Here is a 23,741-nt window from a genome sequence, read left to right as displayed (position 1 = left end):
CAAAAAAAAGCCGGCCCCTGACCGGCGCTGACCCCGCGTCTCAGGCGAGCGTCTCCCTCTGGCGCAAAACATGGCATTCGATCCGGCATCGGCGCAACTGTCGCATAGCGGGGCAGTTGTAGGAAAGTTGCTTTTCATTGGCCAGGTCGTGCAGGTCCCCCGGCATCATGCGAAGGGGGCCAGGTGCAGCTCTGATCCGCTCGGCGCGCTACCTAGCCGCGCCGTTTGATGCCGTAATCGATCCTGATCCGAACCCAATCGCCAACCTTGTAGACGCCGCCGAGCCGCGGCGGACGGACCTGGAACTGCCAGGATGCGGCGACGACGGCGCGGGCAATGTTCGAACCGTTTGGATATTCATCCAGTGCAACGCAGTCTTCCACCCGCCATTCGGGCGCGGTGCGGCAGGCGATCAACGCCCAGCCAGGCCCATCGGCGGTAGAAAGATATCCAGCAAGTTCGTCCGGATAGGGCTCGCGGTACCACGCTGCGGCATAGAGCGGTTCGCCGTTGGGAGCGGTACCGACCCGCTTGCTATCGCCCTCGCTGGCGCCGCCCGTTGGTCCGAACTGCTTCTTGGGCGGGCCTGAAGGACTGGGCTGGCGGGGGAGCTTCGAGATATCCAGCGCCCCCCCTCCTATCGCCAGGAACGGACGCGGCGCGGCGCGGCGCTTGGCGTTACGACGGGATGCGGCAGCGGCGCCGCAGGTTCGGATACAGGCACTATCGGGGCGGTAAGCGGCTTTTGCGCGGTCTCGGCTGGGTATGCGATCTGCGCTACGGCCTTGGCGGGGCGGTGCGCCGGCGTGTCGGCATCGAATGAAACGCTGACCAAGCTGCCACCAGCGGGTTTTCGCGGTTTATCTTGCACAGCACCTAGCGAAAGGATCGCCAGGATCAGCAGCGCCTCGATCAGCAGCGTCAGGACAACCGCAACGGAGCGGTCGCCCAGTCGTTCGCGCAGGCGGGTGCGCCAGGTCTGGTTGGTGCTGTCAGTAGCGTAGGTCATCAATCTTCGATTCAGGATTTCGCGGCCCATGGCCTCCGTGCTTTGCAAGGGCAAGCTGTAAGGCTCTAGGCCGCTTCCGCCATCCGCCGGTCATAGGCGACCTGCGCCAATTTGATCTGCTCCATGTTGGCCTCGGCCCAGCGCAGCAGCGGGCCGACATTGGCGGTCAGACATTCGCCCAGCCCGGTCAGCGCGTATTCGACCGTTACCGGCACTGTCGGAAACGCCTCGCGCGTGATCAGCCCATCGCGTTCGAGCCGTTTGAGCACCTGGCTCAGCACTTTTTGCGAGAGGCCGTGGATTTCGCGGCGCAGCGCGTTGAAACGCACCGGGCCCTGCCCCAGCCGGTGCAGCACCAGCAGCGCCCATTTGTCCCCCACGTGATCGAGCACCATGCGCGCCGGGCATCCGGAATCGTAGACGTCGTAACCCATGTGGCGGTCCTTTCAGGCGGTCACCGGGCGGGAACCATGTTCCCGGCAAGTGCCCTCTTTTCAGCTTTCATATAGACCCTATGTAGCGATTCGTCATCAAGTTACTTTTAGAAACCTACAACCAGGAATATACCTCATGGCACAGACAGTCGTTATCTATCACTCGGGCTACGGGCACACCAAGGTGGTGGCCGAACATGTTGCCGAAGGGGCCCAGGGCAAGCTGATCGCGATCAGCGCTGAAGGCGATATCGGCGCGGACGACTGGGCCGCACTGGACAGTGCCGATGCCATCGTCTTCGGCGCGCCAACCTATATGGGCAGCCCCAGCTGGCAGTTCAAAAAGTTTGCCGACGCGACCTCGAAGGCGTGGTTTGAACGCAAGTGGGCCGACAAAGTGTTCGGCGGCTTCACCAATTCGGCCAGCCCATCGGGCGACAAGCAGGTCTCGCTGATTGCGATGCAGACGCGGGCCAGCCAGCACGGCGGGATCTGGGTCAGCCTGGGCCTGGCCCCCAGCAACGCCAAGGCATCGACCAGCGCCGATCTCAACAACCTTGGCGGATCGGTTGGCCTGCTGGTGCGTTCACCTTCTGACGCCAGCGTCGATGAAGTGCACAGCGGCGATCTAGCTTCGGCCCGCCATTACGGCGCGCGGGTGGCCACCATCGCTGCCAGGCTCAAGGGCTGACTGACTCCCCCCTCCCCGGTTGGTCCTTGAAGCCGGAAACCCCGCCGCGGCTGGTGCCACGGCGGGGTTTCTTGCTTCTGCGACCCGAAGGAATGCGATCAGTTGGTGCCGGAGCCCGTACCCAGATCGAAGCGATCGGCGTTCATCACCTTGGTCCAGGCCTTGACGAAGTCTTTCACGAACTTTTCTTCATGGCCCTTTTCGGCATAGACTTCGGCCACGGCGCGCAGTTCGCTGTTCGAACCGAACACCAGATCGGCGCGGGTTGCCCGCCAGGTTTCACCGCCGGCGGTGCGGTCAGCCGCCACGAATTCTTCCTCGTCGCTGCCGTCTACAGCCGTCCAGACGTTGGTCATGCCCAGCAGATTTACGAAGAAATCGTTGGTCAACTGGCCGCTGCGATGCGTGAAGCTGCCATGGCCGCGCCCGCCGTGGTTGGTGCCCAGCACGCGCAACCCGCCGACCAGCACGGTCATTTCGGGAACCGACAGGCCCAGCAGCGCTGCCCGGTCGAGCATCATTTCCTCGGTCTTCACGCGCAGCTTCTTGGGCAGATAGTTGCGGAAGGCATCGGCCTGCGGTTCAAGCACCGCAAAGCTTTCTGCATCGGTCTGCTCGGCGCTGGCATCGCCGCGGCCGCCGGTGAACGGCACCGCCACAGCGAACCCGGCATCGCGGATCGCCTTTTCAAGGCCAACCACACCGCCCAGCACGATCACGTCCGCCATCGACAGCGCGCCGCGCAGGCCATCAAGGGCCGACAGCACCTTGGCGAGGTCAGCCGGTTCGTTGACGTCCCAATCCTTTTGCGGGGCCAGCCGAATGCGCGCGCCGTTGGCACCGCCGCGGTGGTCCGACTTGCGATAGGTGCTGGCCGAAGCCCAGGCAGTCTTGATCAGCTGGTTGACCGTCAGCCCGCTGTCGGCAATGCGCTGCTTGGCGGCTGCGATGTCCGCGCCCACGGGCATGGTGCCGGCGGGGACCGGATCCTGCCAGATCAGGTCTTCGCCCGGCACTTCCGGTCCCTGATAACGGACCTTGGGGCCCATATCGCGGTGGCACAGCTTGAACCAGGCGCGCGCGAAGGCATCCTTGAAGGCTTCGTGATCGCCCCGGAACTTTTCCGAGATCACGCGGAATTCGGGATCCATCTTCAGCGCCATATCGGCGGTGGTCATCATGGTCGGAACCTTGATACTGGGGTCCCAGGCGGCCGGAGCCATATCTTCCGGCTTCTGATTGATCGGCTGCCACTGCTGCGCACCGGCGGGCGAATGGACCAGCTCGTAATCGTAATCGAGCAGCAGGCGGAAGTAGTTCTCGGTCCATTCCGTCGGGGTGTTGACCCACGAACCTTCGATCCCGCTGGTCACGGCATGCTCACCGATCCCGCCGTGTTCCGCGCCGCTGACCCAGCCGAAGCCCTGGCTGATCAGATCGCCGCCGGCCGGGGCCGCACCCAGCATGCTGGCGTCGCCGTTGCCGTGGGCCTTGCCGAAGGTGTGGCCGCCGGCGGTGAGCGCGACGGTTTCTTCCGAATTCATCGCCATGCGCTCAAACGTCGCCTTCATGTCGCGCGCCGAAAGAAGCGGATCGGCCAGGCCGCCCGGGCCTTCGGGGTTGACGTAGATCAGGCCCATCTGGATCGCCGCAAGCGGGCCATCGAGTTCAGCCAGCCCGATGTCGGGATCGATGCGGGTCTGCACGCCTTCATTGACCCACTTGTCCTCGCTGCCCCAGTAGATGTCCTTTTCAGGTTCGAACACATCGGCGCGGCCGCCGCCGAAGCCGAATACCGGGCCGCCCATCGATTCGATCCCGACATTGCCGGCCAGGATGAACAGATCGGCCCAGCTGATGTTCTTGCCGTATTTCTGCTTGACCGGCCACAGCAGGCGGCGGGCCTTATCAAGGTTGCCGTTGTCGGGCCAGGAATTGAGCGGGGCAAAGCGCTGCTGCCCGCTGTTGGCCCCGCCGCGCCCGTCGCCGGTGCGATAGGTGCCGGCGGCGTGCCAGGCCATGCGGATGAAGAACGGGCCGTAGTGTCCATAGTCGGCCGGCCACCACGGCTGGCTGTCGGTCATCAAGGCGGTCAGATCGGCCTTGAGCGCAGTGTAATCGAGCGCGTTGAAGGCTTCGGCATAGTCAAAATCATCCCCCATCGGGTTGGCCGCGCCATTCTGGGCGAGGACATCGACCGCCAGGGCATCGGGCCACCAGTCACGATTCTGCCGACCAAGCAGGCCGCGCACACCACCATCACCGTGGACCGGGCAACCGCCCCCTGAAATCGAACCGGTTTTCGCATCCATGGTCTCTCTCCTGCTTAAATGAATCGGGTGGGGTCGGGACTCGCCCAGACGCTGTCGCAACCATGGCTGACATTGTTTATCGGGAAAAACGATCAATTCTGGATAGAGTGGTGGCATTTTACGATTAGTTGCCAAGGGTGGCGCGGCCGCGCGGCATTGCCTATAGGCTGCCGGAGCTTACGACACGCCGGGGGATACACGTGTACGACAAGACCCACGCGCTGATGCGGCGCGGCATCGAATTCCTTGGCAGCGAACACGCCGTGCTGTGCGGAGCAATGAGCTGGGTTTCGGAACGCAGTCTCGTCTCCGCGATCAGCAATGCCGGCGGGTTCGGGGTAATCGCCTGCGGGGCGATGACGCCTGAGCTGCTCGACGCGGAAATCGCCGCGACCAAGGCGCTGACGGACAGGCCGTTCGGCGTCAACCTGATCACCATGCACCCGCTGCTGACCGATCTGATTGCGGTCTGCGCGCAGCACCGGGTCAGCCACGTGGTGCTGGCCGGCGGGATCCCGCCGCGCGGCAGCGTGGAAGCGATCAAGGGGTTTGGCGGCAAGGCGCTGGTCTTTGCCCCCACGCTGGCGCTGGCCAAACGGCTGCTGCGCGGCGGCGCGGATGCACTGGTGATCGAGGGCAGCGAAGCGGGCGGGCATATCGGCCCGGTGGCGACATCGGTGCTGGCGCAGGAATTCCTGCCCGAACTGGCCGAGGACCACCTGGTGTTCGTGGCTGGCGGGATCGGCCGGGGCGATATGATCGCGGCCTATCTTGAGATGGGCGCATCGGGCGTGCAGCTGGGCACCCGCTTTGCTTGCGCCACCGAATCGATCGCGCACCCTGATTTCAAAAAGGCCTTCTTCCGTGCCAATGCCCGCGACGCGGAAAGCTCGGTCCAGGTCGATCAGCGCCTGCCGGTGATCCCGGTGCGCGCGCTCAAGAACAAGGGCACCGAAGAATTCACCGCCAAGCAGCGCGAAGTGGCAGCCCTGCTCGATAGCGGGACGATCGCGATGGGCGAGGCCCAGCTTGAGATCGAGAAGTTCTGGGCCGGCGCGCTGCGCCGCGCGGTGATCGACGGCGATGTCGAAAACGGTTCGCTGATGGCCGGGCAATCGGTCGGCATGGTCACAATCGAGCAGCCGGTAGCCGAAATCATGGCGCAGCTGATGGCCGAAAGCGAAACTGCGCTTGAGCGCTAGCGGACGATTTGATCCGCTTGACGGCGATTCACAGCGCCGCGCGAGGCCAAATTTCGTTGCGCTGGATCGCTTCGCCGTGCGTTATGCCCCACTTGACCGTGCAATGGTCTGTCAACCCTTGGTATTCATAGCTTGGCAAGGCTAGGGCCCGAAAGGCGGGGCAAAGTTTTCAGATTGAAGGAACACATCATGCGTCTCGTTTCAAATAAGGCAGGTGCGCTGATCCTGCTTGCCATGCTTGCCGTGCCGTCATCGGGCGCGGTTTTTGCGCAAGACCAGGTCGAAGCCCGCGACGATATTACCGTCACCGGCACCGTGCCAAGCTTCCTGGGCCTGCCCAAGGGGCCCGAAGTAAAAGGCGTGATCGTCTCGCGCACTGGCGACAGGATCAAGGTTCGGGCTGCTGATGGCACCGACATGGTCATCGGCGTGACCAACGAGACCCAGGTCAAGGCCAGCGGCGGTTTCCTCAGCGGCGGCAAGAAGCTGACCGTGGATGCGCTGCTCAATGGCCTGCCGGTTACGGTCAAGACCGTGCAAGCGCCCAGCGGGATGTACGCCAGCCAGATCAGTTTCAAGAACGGTGATTACAAGACCGCGCAGATGATCCGCAACGGCACGCAGCAGCAGTTCGACGAACAGACCGCCGCCACCGAAGCGCTGCGCGGGCGCGTGGCCGATATCGACAACTACAACATCAAGGGCACCACCAACGTCTATTTCGCGACCGGTTCGTGGAAGCTGTCGCCCGAGGGCAAGAACGAGCTGTGCACCGTCGCAACCCAGGCCGATGGCACCAACAATGCCTTGTTGCTGGTGGTCGGCTACACCGATTCGGTCGGCGATGAGGACTACAACCAGACGCTCAGCGAAAAGCGCGCCAGCAGCGTGATCAACTACCTGCAGCAGTACTGCAAGTGGAAGCCCTACCGGATGCTGACCCCCACCGGGATGGCCGAAAGCGATCCGCTGGCCGACAATGATACCGAACAAGGCCGCCAGCAGAACCGCCGCGTTTCGGTGAACATCATGGTCAGCAAAAGCGTCGACGGGATGTAGGTTCGGGACGCAGGTTCAAAAAAGGGGGCTGCACTTCGGTGCGGCCCTTTTTTTGTCCGGCTCACGCCGGTGCGGGAAAGCCGTCCGGCGTTCCCTTGCAACACCGATCAAACACCACACAAAAAAGGGGCCCGAGCGGCTGGCTCGGGCCCTTTATAGTTGGCGTTCGCAGGAGGAACGTGGGTTGGCGAGACCGGGAAGAGGAGGAGAGGAGGACCCGATCCCGCCAATTTCGGTGATCAGTAGTTGTAGGCGCGCTCTCCGTGTTCGGTGAGATCGAGCCCTTCGCGTTCGGCTTCTTCGCTGGGACGCAGGCCGAACACCTTGTCGATCGCGAAGAACAGCACCGCCGAAACCCCGCCCGACCACAGCAAGGTGACTGCCACCGCCTTGGCCTGGGTGATCAGCTGAGCGCCCATGTCATAGGCACCGACAGCATAAGGGAACACGGTGTAGTCATAGAAGCCCTGACCACCCAGTGCCGGATCAGCGACGATCGCCGTACCCAGCGCGCCGATGATGCCGCCGATGCAGTGGACCCCGAACACGTCAAGCGTGTCGTCGTACTTGAACCTGTTCTTCACGAAGCTGACGAAGAAGTAGCAGATTGGGGAAACCAGGATACCGAGGTAGATCGCGGTCATCGGCGAAGCGAAGCCCGAGGCCGGCGTGATCGCGACCAGGCCGGCCACCGCACCCGTCACCGCACCCAGCAGCGAAGGCCGTTTGTGGTGGATCTGTTCGACAATCGACCAGCTCACAGCCGCCGCGGCAGTCGCCACAAAGGTGTTGATGAAGGCCACTGCCGTCACGGCGTTGGCTTCGAGGTTGGAACCGGCGTTGAAGCCGAACCAGCCCACCCACAGCAGTGCAGCGCCGATCATGGTCATGGTCAGCGAGTGCGGCGGGGTCGCTTCCTTGCCGAACCCGATCCGCTTGCCGATCATGATGCAGCCCACCAGACCGGCGATCCCGGCGTTGATGTGAACCACCGTGCCGCCGGCGAAATCGAGTGCGCCCATGCCCCACAGCATGCCTGCGTCCTGCGAGGCGATTGCCCCAGCCGCGTCCTTGACCACAGTATCGGCGAGGAAATCAGGGCCAGCCCAGTACCACACCATGTGCGCGATCGGGAAATAGACGATCGTCAGCCACAGCACCATGAACAGCATCAACGGCCAGAATTTCACCCGCTCGGCAAAGGCCCCGACGATCAGCGCCGGGGTGATGCAGGCGAAAGTCATCTGGAAGATCACGAAGACGAATTCGGGCAGATAGACATTGTTCGAAAAGGTCGCGGCATAAGTACCCGCGCTGACATTGGCGAGAAACGCCTTGTCGAGCCCGCCGACCAGTGTCGGCCAGGGGCTGCCCGTGGAGGTGAAGGCCATCGAATAGCCCCAGCCGACCCAGACCAGCGCGGCGATGCTGACGATCATGAAGACCTGCATCAGCACCGACAGCATGTTCTTTGAGCGCACCAGCCCGCCGTAAAACAGCGCCAGCGCAGGCACGCTCATCATCAGCACCAAGGCTGACGAGGTGAGCATCCAGGCGACATCGCCCTTGTCGACCATGGTGGCCATCTGCTCGGCGGTCGGGGCCTTGATCGGCCCCGCCGCGGCGGCGTCCTGTGCGAAAGCGGCGGTGGCGTGAAGCAGGCCTGCTCCCGTTGCCAGCGCGCCGCCCAAAAGCTTGCGAACCATGGTGTTGTCCCTCCTGTTGGCCGCGATCACAGCGCGGTGTCCCCGGTTTCGCCGGTGCGGATGCGGGTGGCCGAAGCCAGATCGAGCACGAAGACCTTGCCGTCGCCGATCGCGTCGGTGCTGGCAGCCTGCTGAATCGCTTCGACGACTTGCGGCGCCAGATCGTCGCTGACCGCCACTTCAAGCTTCACCTTGGGAAGCATGTTGGTGGTGTATTCGGCGCCGCGATAAATCTCGGTCTGCCCTTTCTGCCGTCCGAAGCCCTTGACTTCGGACACCGTCATGCCGGCCACCCCGATCGCGCCCAGCGCATCGCGGACCTCGTCGAGCTTGAACGGCTTGATGATGGCAATGATGAATTTCATGGCCCGTCCCTGTTTTCCCTGTCCGGCGAAGATACCGGCTTCGCACTCGCAGCAAGGCTTGTGCCAATTGGCAATTATGCCAGAAAAACAGGAAGGAAGGCGAAACAGACTTGCTGCAGTTGCGCGCTATGCGCGCGATTCTTGCGCAGGTGCCCAATTTTTGGGCAGCTCCAGCCGGGCCATGACCGGCAGGTGATCGGACGCCTGCACCGCCAGCGCCGAGTGATGGACCGCAGCCTTGATCACGCGCCATTCCCCGCTCAGCGCAATCCGGTCAAGCCGGGCGACGGGCTGGCGCGCGGGGAAGCTGCGCCCCGGGGCCAGCACCTGCCACGGCGCGGCAAATTCGCTGAGCGACCCGCGCCGCACGCCCCATTCGTTGCAATCGCCCATCACCACGGTCGGGCAATGGTGCCCGCAGCGCCCAAGGTGGGCCATGATCGCGCGCAATTGCTGGCGGCGGCGCAGGCCCGACAGATCAAGGTGCATGCCGACCACGCGGATACGGTGTCCGCCCACCACCAGATCGGCCCGGATCGCGCCGCGCGGCTCGAGCACCGGCAGCGGCACCACGGCCGCCTCTGCCAGGGTGATGTCGCGCCGTACCAGCAGGGCATTGCCGTGCCAGCCCATACTGTCGGGCCGCTGGTTGAGTGGCACCGCGCGGTAAGGGGTATAGTCCTCGATATGGCTGAGCGGCAGCACGCTTTCACGCAGACCGATGCGCCGGTCGACTTCCTGCAGCGCGATCACATCTGCATCAACTTCGGCCAGCACCGCCAGAATCCGGTCAGGATTGCGCCGCCGGTCCATCCCCACCGCCTTGTGGATGTTGTAGGTGGCGAACGTGAGCTGCATCGGATCAGTCCCCCTCCCGCTTGCGGGAGGGGTCAGGGGTGGGTGAGTCTGGCCCACCCCCGGCCCCTCCCGCAAGCGGGAGGGGAGCAGAATTTGATGGGTTCATTGTCCGGCGATGTAACGGTCAGTGGGCCGGGTCGGCAGGCCATCGATACTCTTGGTGCGCCCGCTCATTTTGGTCACCCACTTTCCGGGATCGGACTGGGCATGGTATTTGGGCAGCGTCGCACGTTCGTGATCGACATGCATGATCGGCACGCCCCAGCCGCAACTGGTCTGGACGCTATCGACCGCGATGTCGAAAATCTGGCGGGTGCCGGGCAGCAGCGTGAAATGCGCCGCCAGCGCGGCCCAGTCCGGGTCCTGCGGCAGCACCGGTCGCCCCTGACCGTAAAGCCGCAGGATCAGCGCCGGCTGTTCAAAATTGCACATCATGATCGTGATCCGGCCATCGGCGGCCAGATGGGCGTGGGTCTCGTTCCCCGATCCGCCCAGATCGAGATAGGCGACCTGGTTGGGGCCCAGCACCTTGAAGGTATCGGCCAGCCCCTTGGGACTTAGGTTGATGCGGCCATCGGCGGCGGCAGTGGCGGTGAAGAAGATCGCCTGCCGGGCAATCATCGCTTCGTGTTCGGGGGTGATGTGATCGGTGAAGTCCATGCGGGCGAGGGTAGGCCGCCGGGGGGAGCGCGGTCAACGTTCCTTGGTCGCCGAAAACACCAGCTCCGGGTTCTTTTCGTGCTGATAGCTGACGTCCCACGCCGAACGCGCCAGGAACACCATGTCACCGTCGCGGTCCTTGGCGAGGTTCGACTTGTTGAAATCAGCAAAGTTGCTCAGCGCCGCCTCGCCGCCCTTGACCCAGCGCGCCGTATCGAACGGTGCCGCCTCAAGCCCGGCTTCGACCTTGTATTCCGCTTCCAGCCGGCTGATCAGCACATCGAGCTGCAGCTGCCCGACCACGCCGACGATCCACTGCGCGCCGATCTCGGGATAGAACACCTGGATCACGCCTTCTTCGGACAGATCATCCAGCGCTTTGCGCAACTGCTTGGTCTTGGTCGGATCCTTCAGCACCACCCGGCGCAGGATCTCGGGCGCGAAATTGGGCAGCCCGGTGAAGCGCACCTTGTTGCTTTCGCTGAGCGTATCGCCGACCCGCAGCGTGCCGTGGTTGGGGATGCCGATGATATCGCCCGGCTCGGCCGTATCGGCCAGTTCGCGGTCCTGCGCGAAGAACAGGATCGGCGAATGGATCGCCACCGGCTTGCCCAGCGCCGACGGGATCAGCTTCATGCCGCGCTTGAAGGTGCCCGAAACCAGCCGCATGAACGCCACCCGGTCACGGTGCATCGGGTCCATGTTGGCCTGGACCTTGAAGATGAACCCGGTCACTTCCTTGCCCTCGGGCGAGATCACGCCCGACGCGCTGGGCTGCGGGCGCGGCGGCGGGGCGTAGTTCGCAATCGCATCGATCAGTTCGGCAACGCCGAAGTTCTTGAGCGCCGATCCGAAATAGACCGGGGTCAGATCGCCGTTACGGTAAGCCTCCAGATCGAAAGCGGGATAGCCGCCTTGCGCCAGTTCGATCTCGTCGGCGATGTCGCCGGGGATGTCATCGGCCGGGGTGACCTTGCCCAGAAATTCGCGGCTCGGGCCTTCGGGCCGGGCAATGGTGCCCGTTGCGAAATCGAGCACGCCCTTGAATTCGCCGCCCATCCCGATCGGCCAGGCCATCGGGCAGACATCGAGCGCCAGCGCATCGGCCACTTCATCCAGCGTTTCGAACACCGAACGCCCTTCGCGGTCGACCTTGTTGACGAAAGTGATGATCGGCACCGAGCGCAGCCGGCAAACCTCGAACAGCTTGCGGGTTTGCGGCTCGATCCCCTTGGCGGCATCGATCACCATGATCGCCGAATCGACCGCGGTCAGCGTGCGGTAGGTGTCTTCGGAAAAGTCTTCGTGGCCCGGTGTATCAAGCAAGTTGAAGGTCACGCCCTGGCGCTCGAAGGTCATCACGCTCGAGGTCACCGAGATCCCGCGCTGTTGCTCGATCTTCATCCAGTCCGACCGTGCGCGGCGTGCCTGCCCGCGTGCCTTGACCTCGCCCGCCAGGTGGATCGCGCCGCCTTGCAGCAGCAGCTTTTCGGTCAGCGTGGTTTTCCCGGCATCCGGGTGCGAGATGATGGCAAATGTGCGGCGGTTGGACATGGTGGGCGGCCATTAGCGGGGGGGAGCCTCAAGGCCAAGCGGATAAGGTCCTCCCCATTTTTGGCGCATGCCACAAATGGGGAGGTGGGTCGTCCGTAAGGACGAGACGGAGGGGTCTCGGCCCCCGTCATTTCCCCTCCGTCAGCCGCTGCGCGGCTGCCACCTCCCCTTTTGCGCTACGCAAAAAAGGAGAGGATCGGGCAAACGTCGTTACCGAATTTCAGAACGACGCGACCCGCAGCGTGAAGCGGATCGAGCGCCCCGGCGCGATTACCAGATCCTTGTTGAACGAAGTGGCCTGGCGCTGCACCGCATTGGTCAGGTTCTGGCCGGTCACGCCCAACTCGATCCCCGGATGCTGCACGAACGGCCGCCACGCCAGATGCAGGCTGAGGGCACCATATCCGTCGGTTGACGTGTCGAACAGGCCAGCGCGGTCCTGCCGGGCAAACCGGGTATAGCTGGCCCCCGCATCGAAACGCGAGCTGGAGTAATCGAGCCCCCCGCCGATCCGCCACGGCGCGATGCGCGGCACATTGCTGCCGTCATCCAGCGTGGCGCGGGTGTAATCACCCATCAGCCGGGCGCGCAGCAGTGCGCTTCCGGTCTTGATCAGGTCGAGCTGCGCTTCGCCTTCAAGCCCGCGAAAATGCGCACCTTGCTGGCGGTAGAACACTTCACGAAAAGGCAGCCCCGGACCCGCAACGCAGGTTCCATCGCCTGCGCAGCTCTGTCCGGTCAGATCGCCGTAGATGTAGTTATCGAAGCTGGTTGAATAAAGGCTGCCGTCGAATTCGAACGGGCCCTGGTTTACGCGCAGGCTCAGCTCGATGGCGCGGGCCCGTTCGGGCACCAGATCGGGATCGCCGGTTTCGTACGTCTGCGGACCATCGTGGCCGCCGCGCGCGAACAGTTCGGTCAGCGCCGGGGCGCGGGCGGTGGTTGAAGCGGTGAGGCCCAGCTTGATCCCTTGAGCAGGTTCGAACAGCGCACCGACCGCGCCGCTGACCGGGGTGAATTCGCGCTGGGTGAACAGGCCCGATGCGGGTGTGCCGGTAATCCGCACGCGCTCCACCCGGACGCTGGCTTCGATATGGACCCGCTTGTTCAGCCCCACTTCGGCAAAGCCATAGCCCGCGATGTTGCGCGATGTGGCGGGCTGGAGATAATCCGCGCCGTCGCCCAGCGCCGAGAAATCCCGATGCTGGTATTCGGCGCCCAACGCGACATTGGTCACCGGACCGATCCCGCCCAGCAATAATTCACCGCGCAGATTGCCTTCGCGGTTCTTGAAGGTGGTGGCCACCGTTCCATCGGGTTCGATTTCGGAATGCTGGTAATCGGCCCAGCTGCCATCGATGTGCAATTCCTCGTCGCCGCTGCCCAGGTTGAAGACGCTGCGCGTGATCACCTTGGTCTGGCGCATGGAGATGAAGGCTTCTTCGGCGGGAATGCCGTAATCGGCATCGTAATGGATCACCGCCAGCCCGACGTGGCTGTTACCGGGCGTGAAATATGAACCGCCAACGGCTCCGCCCCAGCCCTTGAAGAACGAATTGTCCTGCCGGCCCAGCGGCGTTTCGTAATCGCCGGTGTGGCGATAAAAGGCATCGGCATGCAGCGCCAGCGCACCGGCACGTGCATCGACCAGCCCCGAAACTTCCGCCGCATCGTTGACCGTGGCGAAGCTTGTATTGAATTCGCCGCGCAGCGGGTCGTCGGCATGGCGCATCGGCACCCGGTCGTTGAGGATGTTGATCACCCCGCCAATCGCCTGGCTGCCATACCGCAGCGTGGCCGCGCCGCGCACCACTTCGATCGAACGCGCCGAAAGCGGATCGATCGGGGTGCCGTGATCGGGGCCGATATCCGAAACGTCGGAAATGCTGGTGCCGTTCTCAAGCAGGCGGACGCGGTTCGAATCCATGCCCCTGATGATCGGGCGCGACGCACCTTGGGCAAAGCCGGAAGATGAAATGCCCGGGACGTTCTGCAGCGAATCGGCAATGCTCGCGCCGCCGGTTCGGCGGATCTGGTCGACATCGATCTTGACCGGAATGGCCGGCGTTTCGAGCGCGGAATGCGAAAACGGCGTGGCGGTAACGACGATATCAGGATGTCCGGTAGCCGATGCATCCTCGTCGTCCGACTGGGCATGAGCGGGCAGCGCGGTGCAGAACGTCGCCAGCAGCGAAACGCCGGCAAGCAGAAACCCATTCCTCATTGTGACCCGGTACTCCAAAAACGGTCTGGCCACCTTTGGCCCTACGTCAGTGGGGCCGCTACGCGATTAGCCGAATGGTCACAAGATATTATTACATGCCTTGCGGCAAATGGTGTCCCGGCCATGACAGGCCGAACGGGTATCTATGGCAAGAACCTGACCGACCAGCAGATCAAGACTTCGGGCTACAGCTATATGGCGGTCAACCCGACCACCGGGGTGCTGGTTACCCCGCTGACCTCGACTCTGGGCCGCGAAGGCGTGCTGTCCGCGTTCTATGCCAATCCGCGCCAGATCTTCATTACCGGCACGCTCAGCTTCTAAGACCTGGGTCGTCTCCCAGGAACTCCCCCCGCGCAGCGCTGCGTGGGGGGATTTTTATGTCCGCCGCCGCAGGATCACATAGACTGCCCCGGCCCCGCCATGCCGGCGATGCGCGCCGCGCACCGCAGCGATGCTTGCGCCGTATGGCCCCGCAGCCAGCCAATCAAGCAGCTTTGCGCGGATCGCCCCGCGCCGGCTGGCGCGGTCGGCGGCTTCGGTCGGACGCGGACGGCCGGTGATCACCAGCACCACCCGGGCGCCCAGCGCGAGCGCCTGCGACAGGCCGTGGTCAAGCCGCGCATAGGCTGCCTCAAGCGAGTGTCCGTGAAGATCGAGCGTATAGTCTGGCGCAACCATGCCGTGCGCCAGCTTCTTGTCCCACGAAGCATCGAGGCCGTGGCGATCAAGCGCCCGAACTTTGGGTGCAAGCGACGCGGGAGCCGGAAGGGGAGCGGGCACGCGGCCGATCTTGCGCGCTTTCGGCTTGGGAGGCAGCGGCGCGGCTGCGATCTGCTCAACAGCGTGTTTTTCGGGATCTTCCAGCGGATGGATGGGCGTCACGGTTTTTGCCACGCGCGCCCAGACCTGCGCTTCTTCGCGGCTGAGGCGGCGTTTCATTGGGCCGCGGCAAGGCGGCTCAGCGTTCCTTTGGGCAGGAACAGCAGCGCGTCACCGCGCCCACTCATCCCCCCGGCAATGGTCCGCGCCTCATCGCCAAAGCCCCAGAACGTGTCGAACCGGTTGGCACCCTTGATCGCCCCGCCGGTGTCCTGCGCCACCCACAGGCCATTGGCCTCACGCCGGTCAAGCGTCAGGAATACCGGCGCGCCCAGCGGCACGAACAGCGGATCGGCCGCTACACTGTCACGCGCGCGGACCGGCACGTTCAGCGCGCCCAGCGGGCCATCTCCGGTCAGTTCCTTGAAGAACACATAGCTCTGGTTCAGCCGCATCAGCGCGCGGCCATCTTCGGGATTGTCGTGGATGTATTGCATGATGCCCTGCATCGAGCCCGCATACTGGCCCGGCCCGCTGCCCAAAAGGCCGCGTTCGCGCATCACCCCGCCGATCCCGGTATAGGGCCAGCCGTTCTGCCCGGCATAACCGATGCGGATGACCGCACCATCGGGCGCGATCAGCCGCCCCGAACCCTGCACCTGCAGAAAGAACAGTTCGACCGGATCGGCGGCCCAGCCGATTTCAAGGCCTCGGCCCATCAGGGCCCCTTCCTCGATCGCGGCGCGATCGTGATAGGGCACGAAGCTGCCGTCGGCGTCATAGCGGCCGAGCGGCTGGACGCCCTTGTCGGTCGGCGGGGCATCGCCCACCTTGGCGCGGACAAGATCGCCGGGCAGGCCATAGACCGGCACATCGAACCCGGCACGGCGGGTCCGCACGCCCGCAATCGCAGGCTCGTAATAGCCGGTGGCAAAGGCCTTGCCATCACCCACCTTGGCGGTTTCGAACCAGGTTTCAAAGAACCGCGGCGCTTGATCGTCGGGCCAGCGGGCCGCCGCCGCGCACGGGGCCTGCCAGTCTTCGTTGCGGGTCAGGCCCGAAAGGTCACTACGCGAAAGCAGCCGCGGGCAGCTCAGCCGGAAGGCGGCCAGCGCGCCGCGCGCATCGGCTGGAACCAAACCAAGCGCGTTGATCGCCGGACCAGCGCTGAGACCGGCCGAAAAGGCGTTGGCCGGCTTTGGAGCAGGGGTTTCAGTGGTCGTTGCAACCGGGGCCGCCGGCGGCGGGATAAGCCGCACACAGGCGGCAAGCACTGTCGCCAGCAGGCCGAGCGCCAGCCAGCGCCATGCCGCCACGCTCAGACCTCGTCGGTTTCGTCGAGCAGCCAGTCAGGCGTTGCCGACGCAGGCGCGCGGGCGAAGGTCCACTGGTCGCGCGCTTCGATCGCATCGGTCAACGATCCGGCGATCACTTCGCCGGCAGCATTGCGGGTTACTGCAGCGATATCGCCGGTGAACCGCACCGTGATGCGCGCCACGCCAGCTTCGACGCCGGCCGCGACGATTTCCGCATCGTTGATCCGCACCAGCCGGTTCGCCAGCGTTTCACCCGCCGCCTCACGCGCGGCGATGGCCGCTTCAAAGGTTTCGAGCACGGCCGGATCACACAACTTGGCCAGCGTTTCCCGGTCCCCGCTCCAGAATGCTTCGAGCACCATGCGGTAGGCGCCCTTGGCCCCTTCGATGAACAGGAAGGCATCGAACCGCTTGTCGGTCAGCGCGACTTCCTTGAGGCCGCGTTCGATCGCCGGGGTGATCCCGGGCAGCACCGGACGGGCCGTGCCGCCATTACCGCCGCGATCGGCCAGATCGGGCACCGCGACACGCGGCGCGGCATCGCCCTTGGGCTCAAGCCGGGGCTGGAGCGGCTGGTCCTCATGCTCGGCCCGGCGGCCCAGCACAGAGATCAGGCGCAGCCCCAAAAAGGCCGCAACCATGGCGAGGATCACGATTTCTACGGTCTTGTCCACGAATACCAGTCCTTGCCGCAATGCGCGGCTTTCGCACGTTTCTAACGCTAAATAGGTAGCCTTGACAAATGAACAACGCGTGGACGGGGGTTTTTCTGCGTTGAAGCGGGTTACCTGTATCGCAACACCGGCCCGCTCCCCCTGCCCGACCACCCAAAGGGTACCATGTAACGGGTGGTCCGGCAGGGGCAGCGGGCCGGTGTTGCCCCCGCGCAAGCGGGCAATGGAATCCCTTTCCGATTGCCCCCTTTCGCGCGCGATGCTAGGCGCGCCGCCATTCCGTTTCACGCGCACCAAACGAAGGCAATCACCAGTCATGTCCGACGACGGCAACATCATCACCGACCTTGGCCTTGAAGGCCCCCAGCCCAATGGTGCCGATACCGGCCCAGCCGTGGGGATCATCAACCAGTACATCAAGGACCTGTCGGTCGAGAACCCGAACGCGCCGGAATCGTTCCAGTGGGGCGATGCGCCGCAGATCGACGTGCAGTTCAACATCGGCGCGCGCGAAATGAGCGACGAGGTGAGCGAGATCGAGCTCAAGATCTCGATCAATTCGAAAAGCCCGCAGGGCACCCAGTTCATCGTCGATCTGGCCTATTGCGGCCTGGTCGGGATGCGCAACCTGGAAGACGCGCAGAAGCACGCTTTCACCTATGCCGAAGCGCCGCGCCTGCTGTTCCCGTTTGCCCGCAGCGTCATTGCCAATGCCGTGCGCGATGCCGGGTTCCAGCCGCTGCTGCTCGAACCGATCGATTTCAACGGCATCTATGTGGCGCAGCTGGCCGCCCAGCAGGGCGATGATCTGGCCGAAATAGCACCCGCTGGCGAAGCCTGAGCCAGCGAACCGGAACCCGCCGATGAGCCTGATCAAGAACGTCGGGACGATCGGCGGGCTCACCGCGATCAGCCGGGTGTTCGGGTTTGCCCGTGATATGCTGCTGGCCCGTGCGCTGGGTGCAGGGCTGGTCGGCGACGCCTTCCAGCTGGCCTTTACCCTGCCCAACACCTTCCGCCGCTTGTTTGCCGAAGGCGCCTTCAGTGTCGCTTTTGTGCCGATGTACAGCCGCGCGCTGCACGGCCACGATGGCGAACCGGGCAGCGAGGCGCGCGCCGAACGCTTTGCGGGCGATGTCCTGTCGGTGTTTTTGTGGGTGCTGCTGGGCTTTTCAGCGCTGTGCATGGTGTTCATGGGCGGGATCGTGTGGCTGCTGGCGCACGAATACGCCAAGGTTCCGGGCAAGTTCGAACTGGCGGTCCTGCTCAGCCGGATTACCTTCCCCTACCTGTTCCTGATCAGCGTGGTGGCGATGCTATCGGGCCTGCTCAACGCGCGGTCGCGCTTTGGACCGGGTGCGGTTGCACCGGTGCTGCTCAATCTGGTGCTGATCGGCGCGATCCTGGTGGGACGTCATCTGCGCGGCGCCAGTGGTGACGATCATGTGGTCGGCTATGCCCTGGCGGCGGGCGTATCGCTCGCCGGGGTGGCGCAGCTGCTCTATCTGGCCTGGGAAACACGCCGCGCCGGGGTGCGGCTCAAGGTCCAGATGCCGCGCTTCACGCCCGAGGTGAAACGGCTGGGACTGCTGATCCTGCCAGCCACGTTCGGCGCGGGGATCTACCAGATCAGCCAGTTGGTCGACACGTTCTTTGCCACCTCACTGCCGCAAGGTTCGCTGACCCTGCTCAAGATGGCCGACCGGCTCAACCAGATGCCGCTGGGGATCGTCGGGATTGCGCTGGGCACCGCGATCCTGCCGATGCTGTCGCGCCACATCCACACTGGTGAGGCGAAAGAGGCGCAGCGGTTGCAATCCAACGCGTTCGAGATCGCCACTTTGCTGACCCTGCCCGCCGCGGCCGCGCTGGCGGTTTGCGCCGGCGCTTTCTGCACAGCCTTTTTTGTGGGCGGCAAGTTCAAGCCCGAAGACGGCGCGGTGATGGCGCAGATCGTGGTGGCGCTGGTGGCCGGGCTGCCGGCTTACGTGATCGTCAAGATCCTCAACCCCGGGTTCTTCGCGCGCGAGGATACCCGCACCCCGGTGTGGACCGCGCTGATCTCGCTGGTGTTCAACGTGACGCTCAATGTGTTCGTGGTGCGGCAATACGGGATCGTTGGCCTGGCCGCAGCCACCGCCTGTTCGGCCAGCCTGAACTGCCTGCTGCTCTATGCGATCCTGCACAAGCGCGGGTGGTTCCGGTTCACTGCGCAGTTGGCAGGAAAGATCGCGCGCCAGTTGCTCGCCACCATGGCGATGGCCGCTGTGCTGTGGTGGCTAACCCCGCAACTGGCCGCTTACTATTCGGGCAGCTGGATCCAGCGCAGCTGGTCGTTGGCGCTGATCGTGTTCGCCGGGATTGCGGTGTTCTTCGCGGTCGCCTTTGCGGTCGGTGCGATCGACCGTTCGGTGCTGGCCCAGCTGCGCCGCCGCCGTCCGGCCCGGACCGAGGCCGACGACGAAATCCTCGAAGTAGAGTAAGGCACAGACATGCGCGTCGTTTCCGGCATTCAACCCACTGGCAAGCCGCACCTGGGCAATTATCTGGGCGCGATCCGCAATTACGTGGCGTTCCAGGACCAGGCCGAGGCTTCGGGCGGGCAAAGCCTCTATTTCCTCGCCGATCTTCACGCCATCAGCGTCGCCCACGATCCGGCCGCGCTTGCGGCCAACACCCGCGAGATGGTGGCAACGCTGGTCGCCTGCGGGCTCGATCCGGCGCGCTCGATCCTGTTCAACCAGGCGCAGGTGCCCCAGCATACCGAACTGCAGTGGCTGCTCAGCGGCAGCGCACGGATGGGCTGGCTGAACCGCATGACGCAGTGGAAGGACAAGGCCGGCAAGAACCGCGAAGGGGCCAGCGTCGCGCTGTTCACCTATCCGGTGCTGCAAGCCGCCGATGTGCTGCTGTACCAGGCCACCCATGTGCCGGTGGGCGATGACCAGAAGCAGCATCTGGAACTCGCGCGCGATATCGCGCAGAAATTCAACAACGACTTTGCCAGCGAGGCGGCGCCGGTCTTCACCCTGCCCGATCCTATCATTCCGCCGCAGGCCGCCCGGATCATGAGCCTTCGCGATGGCGCTGCGAAAATGAGCAAGTCCGATCCTTCGGACATGAGCCGGATCAATCTGACCGACGATGCCGATACGATCATGACCAAGATCAAGAAGGCCAAAACCGATCCCGAGCCCTTGCCGAGCGAGGCCAAGGGCCTCGAAGGCCGGGCCGAAGCGGCCAATCTGGTGGGCATCTATGCCGTGCTGGCGGGCACCACCGAGGCGCAAGTGCTGCGCCGGTTCGGCGGGCAGGGGTTCGGCGCGTTCAAGCCCGCGCTGGGCGAACTGCTGATCGAAAAGCTGGCCCCGATCAACGACCGCTTCAACCTGCTGCGCCAGGATGTGACCGCGCTCGATACGATCCTGCGCGAAGGCGCAGCCAGGGCGCGCACGCTGGCGGTGCCGACGCTGGAAGCGGCTTACGCGGCGCTCGGGCTGGTGCGCGGCTGATCAGACGATCTGTCCCATTCAAGCACGATTAAGCCGGCTTGGCGCAAAAGGCGGATAATTCTACAGTTTCCGCGATCCGTGCGATGAGTCGCCGCGGCCGGTCATTTTGGAGACAGGGTCACATGTCACGTAATTCCAACGCGCCGTTCGGGTTTATCAAGGCAGCGGTGGCAACGCTGATGCTGGCGGCACTGGCCGCTTGTGCCGCGCCGTTCAACGCCAATGTGCAGCGCTTTACGCAGGCGCTGCCCGCCCCGCAGGGCCAGACTTTCGCGGTCGTCGCCGAAGATCAGGCGCTCTCCGGCGGGCTTGAATTTTCGCAATACGCCGGGCTGGTCGCGGGCAAGCTCCAGGGGCTGGGCTATAACCCGGCAACCGATGCCGCCAGCGCCGATATGATCGTGCGATTCGATTACGGGGTCGACAAGGGCCGCGAGAAGGTGGTCCGCACTGCATCGCGCGATCCGTTCTGGAACCCGTGGTACGGCTATGGCCCGCGCAGCTACTATGGTCGCCCCGGTTATTACCGCGGCTATCGCCCGAGCGGAGCCTGGGGTTATGGCTGGTACGATCCGTTCTTCGACAGCGGCTATGAAAGCTACACCGTCTACATCAGCGGGATCAGCCTGAAGATCGATTCCCGCGCCGATGGCAAACGCCTATTCGAAGGCCGCGCCGAAGCGGCGAGCACATCGAACCGGTTGCAGTACCTGGTGCCCAACCTGGTCGAAGCGATGTTCACCGGCTTCCCCGGCAATTCGGGCGAAACGGTGCGGATTTCGGTGGCGCCGGAAAAAAAGAAACGCTGAACTGACGGCCACGGCAAACGAAAGGGCGGGTCCGGTAACGGGCCCGCCTTTTTTGCTCTGAGCAAGTCAGCGCATGATCCTCTCCATTTTCACGCAGTGCAAATGGGGAGGTGGCATTCGCACCGCGAATGACGGAGGGGTATCTGCCCTTGCGCCATTACCCCTCCGTCTCGTCCTGCGGACGATCCACCTCCCCCTTTGTGGCATTCGCCAAAAATGGAGAGGATCGTCAGCTGCCGAGTGCCACAACCCCGCCGGTTGAGCCGAAGCCGCCTTCGCCGCGCGCGGTCTCGTCAAGTTCGTCGACCGCCAGCCACGCGGCGCGCGTTACCGGAGCCAGCACCAGTTGCGCCACGCGGTCGCCGCGGCGGATCTCGAACGGCGCTGTGCCGTGGTTGATGAGGATCACCTTCAATTCGCCGCGATAATCGCTGTCGATCGTGCCGGGGGTGTTGGGAACGGTGATGCCGTGCTTCAGCGCCAGCCCCGAACGCGGGCGGACCTGCACCTCGAACCCATGCGGGATTGCCATGGCCAGTCCGGTGGCAACGGCGTGGCGCGCACCCGGTGCAAGCGTCACGTCCTCGGCGGAAACCACATCCATTCCGGCTGCACCGGGGGTCGCATAGGCCGGCAGGTCCAGCCCCACACCATGCGGCAGACGCTTGACCGGAACCGGTACGTCAGGCTGGGGTTTTGCTGGGAGCGAGGGCATCGGCGATCCTTTGGACAATGGCTTGGGCCACTTGGTCCTTTGCCATTTCCGGAAGATCTTCGACACCCTTTGCGGTGACGATATGCACGGCGTTGGCATCGCCGCCCATCACGCTTTTGCCCTTTTTCACCGCCACATCGTTGGCGATGATCCAGTCGGCACCTTTGCGCTTGCGCTTGTCCTTGGCGTTCTCGACCACCTTTTCGGTTTCGGCGGCAAAGCCGATTACCAGCCTGGGCCGCTTGTCGCTGACCGAAACCATCGCGAGCACATCGGGATTTTCGGTCAGCCGCAGTGCCGGCGGGGCCGCGCCGCGCTTCTTCATCTTCTGGCCCTCAACATCGGTGGCGCGCCAATCGGCCACCGCGGCGACCATCACCGCGACATCGGCGGGCAGCGCCTTCTTCACCGCATCGGCCATCTGGACCGCGGTTTCGACATTGATCCGGTCCACGCCTGGCGGCGTCTGCAGATGTACCGGACCCGAAACCAGCGTCACCCGCGCACCCATTTGCGCCGCCGCAGCCGCGATTGCATAGCCTTGCTTGCCCGAAGAACGGTTGGCGATGTAGCGCACCGGATCGATCGGTTCGTGCGTCGGCCCAGCCGTGATCAGCACATGCCTGCCCTTAAGCGGGCCGTTCTGGTCAATTACCGGCGGGTCATCCCCGGCAAAGTCAGGCTGGCCTTCAAGCGGGTTTTCCAGAACGGCGTTCTCGAAAACTTCGGGCGCAAAGCTGGGATCGCCTTTGACCACATGGTTGATCGCGTCGGGATCGGTCGGCGGAGCGGCCTTGGCCTTGCCTTTTTTGGAGAGGATCGGATTGGCCAGCAACACTTCGGGCGGCGGCACCTCGGGCAGCGGCTCTGGCTCGATCTCGGTGAACTCGCCGTCCAGCGGCTCGATCTCGAGGCCAAGGATGGGTGCTTCGCCCGAACGCACGATCAGGCCGGCCGACAGCCCGCCATGCCCGGTATCGACGCTCTCGTCCGCACCGAAATCGTCGTGGCCCAGAGCGAGCTCGGGCGCGGGCAGCAACCGGGCGCCATCAAGGCCGAGCAGGTCGCAGATGGCGTTCCACACAGCGGTGGGTTCGGGCAGGCGGCCCGGGCCGTATTCGCCGCAGGCCATCGGCCCTTCATCGGGATCGAGCACGTTGATCCCGCGCGCAATCAGGCTTTTGACATTGTCCTGCGTGGCCTGATGTTCCCACATCTTGACGTTCATCGCCGGCACCGCAAGCACCGGCTTATCGGTCGCCAGCATCAGCGTGGTGGCCATGTCATCGGCAATGCCGTGGGCCATCCGCGCCAGCAGATCGGCGGTGGCCGGGCAGATCACCACCAGATCGGCCGCGCGGCTGAGCTGGATGTGGCCCATCTCGACCTCGTTGGTGAGATCCCACAAGGTGGTGTGCACCGGGTTCTCGCTCAGCGCGGCGAGCGTCATCGCGGTGATGAATTTTGAGCCGCCCTCGGTCAGCACACAGCTGACTTCGCCGCCGCCCTTGCGGATCAGACGGACCAGTTCGCACGCCTTGTACGCGGCGATACCGCCGCCCACGATCAGGAGGATCTTTGGGCCAGTCATGTTAGGTCACAGGCCCACAATCAACGCCTTCGAGGCGTCCAAATGGCGAACATATCGGACCGAAGTGCGCGCGGCAGGGGCTGGTTGCCCCTGCAAGCGCGCTTCGGTCCGAGATGGAAGCCATTTGGGCGTCCCGCAGGGATTTGGCCATAATGGCCCATCCCGGCGTCGCGATGTCTTGCAATATCGACATATTACTTCGCCATCTCTCCTTGTGCTGGGCCATTT

At 64.2% G+C, this 23,741-nt stretch carries 23 protein-coding genes; 8 read left to right on the top strand and 15 right to left on the bottom strand.

What is annotated here, in order from left to right; all coding sequences use genetic code 11:
- Positions 1–212 precede the first annotated feature (212 nt).
- The 3 genes from RMN99_RS02195 to RMN99_RS02185 form a co-directional block, all read right to left on the bottom strand.
- Entirely contained in the window at positions 213–416 is a 204-nt protein-coding gene (locus RMN99_RS02195; protein WP_309621655.1) for a hypothetical protein, read from the bottom strand.
- 221 nt (positions 417–637) lie between these two features.
- Positions 638–1,039, bottom strand: coding sequence for a hypothetical protein (locus tag RMN99_RS02190; RefSeq protein ID WP_309621654.1), 402 nt, complete (start codon positions 1,037–1,039; stop codon positions 638–640).
- Between the two features lie 35 nt (positions 1,040–1,074).
- Positions 1,075–1,443 (bottom strand): helix-turn-helix domain-containing protein, encoded by a 369-nt coding sequence (locus RMN99_RS02185; RefSeq protein ID WP_309621653.1) that lies wholly within the window; start codon positions 1,441–1,443, stop codon positions 1,075–1,077.
- 136 nt (positions 1,444–1,579) lie between these two features.
- Here RMN99_RS02185 and RMN99_RS02180 point away from each other — a divergent pair, with 136 nt between their 5' ends.
- Entirely contained in the window at positions 1,580–2,134 is a 555-nt protein-coding gene (locus RMN99_RS02180; protein WP_309621652.1) for a flavodoxin family protein, read from the top strand.
- Positions 2,135–2,232: 98 nt separating this feature from the next.
- Here the strand turns inward: RMN99_RS02180 and katG are convergent, their stop codons facing one another.
- Positions 2,233–4,446 (bottom strand): catalase/peroxidase HPI, encoded by a 2,214-nt coding sequence (katG, locus tag RMN99_RS02175; RefSeq protein ID WP_309621651.1) that lies wholly within the window; start codon positions 4,444–4,446, stop codon positions 2,233–2,235.
- A gap of 224 nt (positions 4,447–4,670) precedes the next feature.
- On the opposite strand from katG, the gene RMN99_RS02170 reads away from it, so the two are divergent.
- Positions 4,671–5,648 (top strand): nitronate monooxygenase, encoded by a 978-nt coding sequence (locus RMN99_RS02170; protein ID WP_309621747.1) that lies wholly within the window; start codon positions 4,671–4,673, stop codon positions 5,646–5,648.
- 189 nt (positions 5,649–5,837) lie between these two features.
- A complete protein-coding gene (locus RMN99_RS02165; RefSeq protein WP_309621650.1) occupies positions 5,838–6,707 on the top strand; it encodes an OmpA family protein in 870 nt (289 codons plus the stop codon).
- 239 nt (positions 6,708–6,946) lie between these two features.
- Here the strand turns inward: RMN99_RS02165 and RMN99_RS02160 are convergent, their stop codons facing one another.
- From RMN99_RS02160 to RMN99_RS02135, 6 genes are all read right to left on the bottom strand, one after another.
- Positions 6,947–8,413, bottom strand: coding sequence for an ammonium transporter (locus RMN99_RS02160; protein WP_309621649.1), 1,467 nt, complete (start codon positions 8,411–8,413; stop codon positions 6,947–6,949).
- A gap of 26 nt (positions 8,414–8,439) precedes the next feature.
- Positions 8,440–8,778, bottom strand: coding sequence for a P-II family nitrogen regulator (locus RMN99_RS02155; RefSeq protein ID WP_309621648.1), 339 nt, complete (start codon positions 8,776–8,778; stop codon positions 8,440–8,442).
- Positions 8,779–8,904: 126 nt separating this feature from the next.
- Positions 8,905–9,636, bottom strand: coding sequence for an endonuclease/exonuclease/phosphatase family protein (locus RMN99_RS02150; protein WP_309621647.1), 732 nt, complete (start codon positions 9,634–9,636; stop codon positions 8,905–8,907).
- Positions 9,637–9,738: 102 nt separating this feature from the next.
- Positions 9,739–10,296, bottom strand: coding sequence for a pyridoxamine 5'-phosphate oxidase family protein (locus RMN99_RS02145; RefSeq protein ID WP_309621646.1), 558 nt, complete (start codon positions 10,294–10,296; stop codon positions 9,739–9,741).
- 33 nt (positions 10,297–10,329) lie between these two features.
- Positions 10,330–11,850, bottom strand: coding sequence for a peptide chain release factor 3 (locus RMN99_RS02140; RefSeq protein ID WP_309621645.1), 1,521 nt, complete (start codon positions 11,848–11,850; stop codon positions 10,330–10,332).
- 220 nt (positions 11,851–12,070) lie between these two features.
- Positions 12,071–14,074, bottom strand: coding sequence for a TonB-dependent receptor domain-containing protein (locus tag RMN99_RS02135; protein ID WP_309621644.1), 2,004 nt, complete (start codon positions 14,072–14,074; stop codon positions 12,071–12,073).
- 123 nt (positions 14,075–14,197) lie between these two features.
- Here RMN99_RS02135 and RMN99_RS02130 point away from each other — a divergent pair, with 123 nt between their 5' ends.
- Positions 14,198–14,398 (top strand): hypothetical protein, encoded by a 201-nt coding sequence (locus RMN99_RS02130; RefSeq protein ID WP_309621643.1) that lies wholly within the window; start codon positions 14,198–14,200, stop codon positions 14,396–14,398.
- A 54-nt stretch (positions 14,399–14,452) separates the two neighbouring features.
- Here RMN99_RS02130 and RMN99_RS02125 read toward each other — a convergent pair whose 3' ends face one another.
- The 3 genes from RMN99_RS02125 to RMN99_RS02115 are packed head-to-tail and all read right to left on the bottom strand — an operon-like array spanning position 14,453 to position 16,886.
- Positions 14,453–15,016, bottom strand: coding sequence for a Smr/MutS family protein (locus RMN99_RS02125; protein WP_309621642.1), 564 nt, complete (start codon positions 15,014–15,016; stop codon positions 14,453–14,455).
- Positions 15,013–16,212, bottom strand: a complete 1,200-nt coding sequence (locus tag RMN99_RS02120; RefSeq protein WP_309621641.1) for a murein transglycosylase A — start codon at positions 16,210–16,212, stop codon at positions 15,013–15,015. The genes RMN99_RS02125 and RMN99_RS02120 overlap by 4 nt, the downstream gene beginning before the upstream one ends.
- Before the next feature lie 2 nt (positions 16,213–16,214).
- Positions 16,215–16,886, bottom strand: a complete 672-nt coding sequence (locus tag RMN99_RS02115) for a Tim44/TimA family putative adaptor protein (protein ID WP_309621640.1) — start codon at positions 16,884–16,886, stop codon at positions 16,215–16,217.
- A 316-nt stretch (positions 16,887–17,202) separates the two neighbouring features.
- Here RMN99_RS02115 and secB point away from each other — a divergent pair, with 316 nt between their 5' ends.
- From secB to RMN99_RS02095, 4 genes are all read left to right on the top strand, one after another.
- Entirely contained in the window at positions 17,203–17,727 is a 525-nt protein-coding gene (gene secB, locus RMN99_RS02110) for a protein-export chaperone SecB (protein WP_309621639.1), read from the top strand.
- A 22-nt stretch (positions 17,728–17,749) separates the two neighbouring features.
- A complete protein-coding gene (gene murJ / locus RMN99_RS02105) occupies positions 17,750–19,369 on the top strand; it encodes a murein biosynthesis integral membrane protein MurJ (protein WP_309621638.1) in 1,620 nt (539 codons plus the stop codon).
- A 9-nt stretch (positions 19,370–19,378) separates the two neighbouring features.
- Positions 19,379–20,398 (top strand): tryptophan--tRNA ligase, encoded by a 1,020-nt coding sequence (trpS, locus tag RMN99_RS02100; RefSeq protein ID WP_309621637.1) that lies wholly within the window; start codon positions 19,379–19,381, stop codon positions 20,396–20,398.
- 122 nt (positions 20,399–20,520) lie between these two features.
- On the top strand, positions 20,521–21,207 hold the full coding sequence (locus RMN99_RS02095) for a DUF4136 domain-containing protein (protein WP_309621636.1): 687 nt from the start codon (positions 20,521–20,523) through the stop codon (positions 21,205–21,207).
- Between the two features lie 229 nt (positions 21,208–21,436).
- Here the strand turns inward: RMN99_RS02095 and dut are convergent, their stop codons facing one another.
- Positions 21,437–21,922 (bottom strand): dUTP diphosphatase, encoded by a 486-nt coding sequence (gene dut / locus RMN99_RS02090; protein ID WP_309621635.1) that lies wholly within the window; start codon positions 21,920–21,922, stop codon positions 21,437–21,439.
- Positions 21,891–23,513: a bifunctional phosphopantothenoylcysteine decarboxylase/phosphopantothenate synthase gene (locus RMN99_RS02085; RefSeq protein ID WP_309621634.1), complete on the bottom strand. Its 1,623-nt coding sequence runs from the start codon at positions 23,511–23,513 to the stop codon at positions 21,891–21,893. Before RMN99_RS02085 ends, dut begins: the two co-directional genes overlap by 32 nt.
- Positions 23,514–23,741: the final 228 nt, after the last annotated feature.

Source organism: Novosphingobium sp. (assembly GCF_031417815.1).
GTDB lineage: Bacteria > Pseudomonadota > Alphaproteobacteria > Sphingomonadales > Sphingomonadaceae > Novosphingobium.
This window is presented reverse-complemented; position numbering and strand designations above follow the sequence as displayed.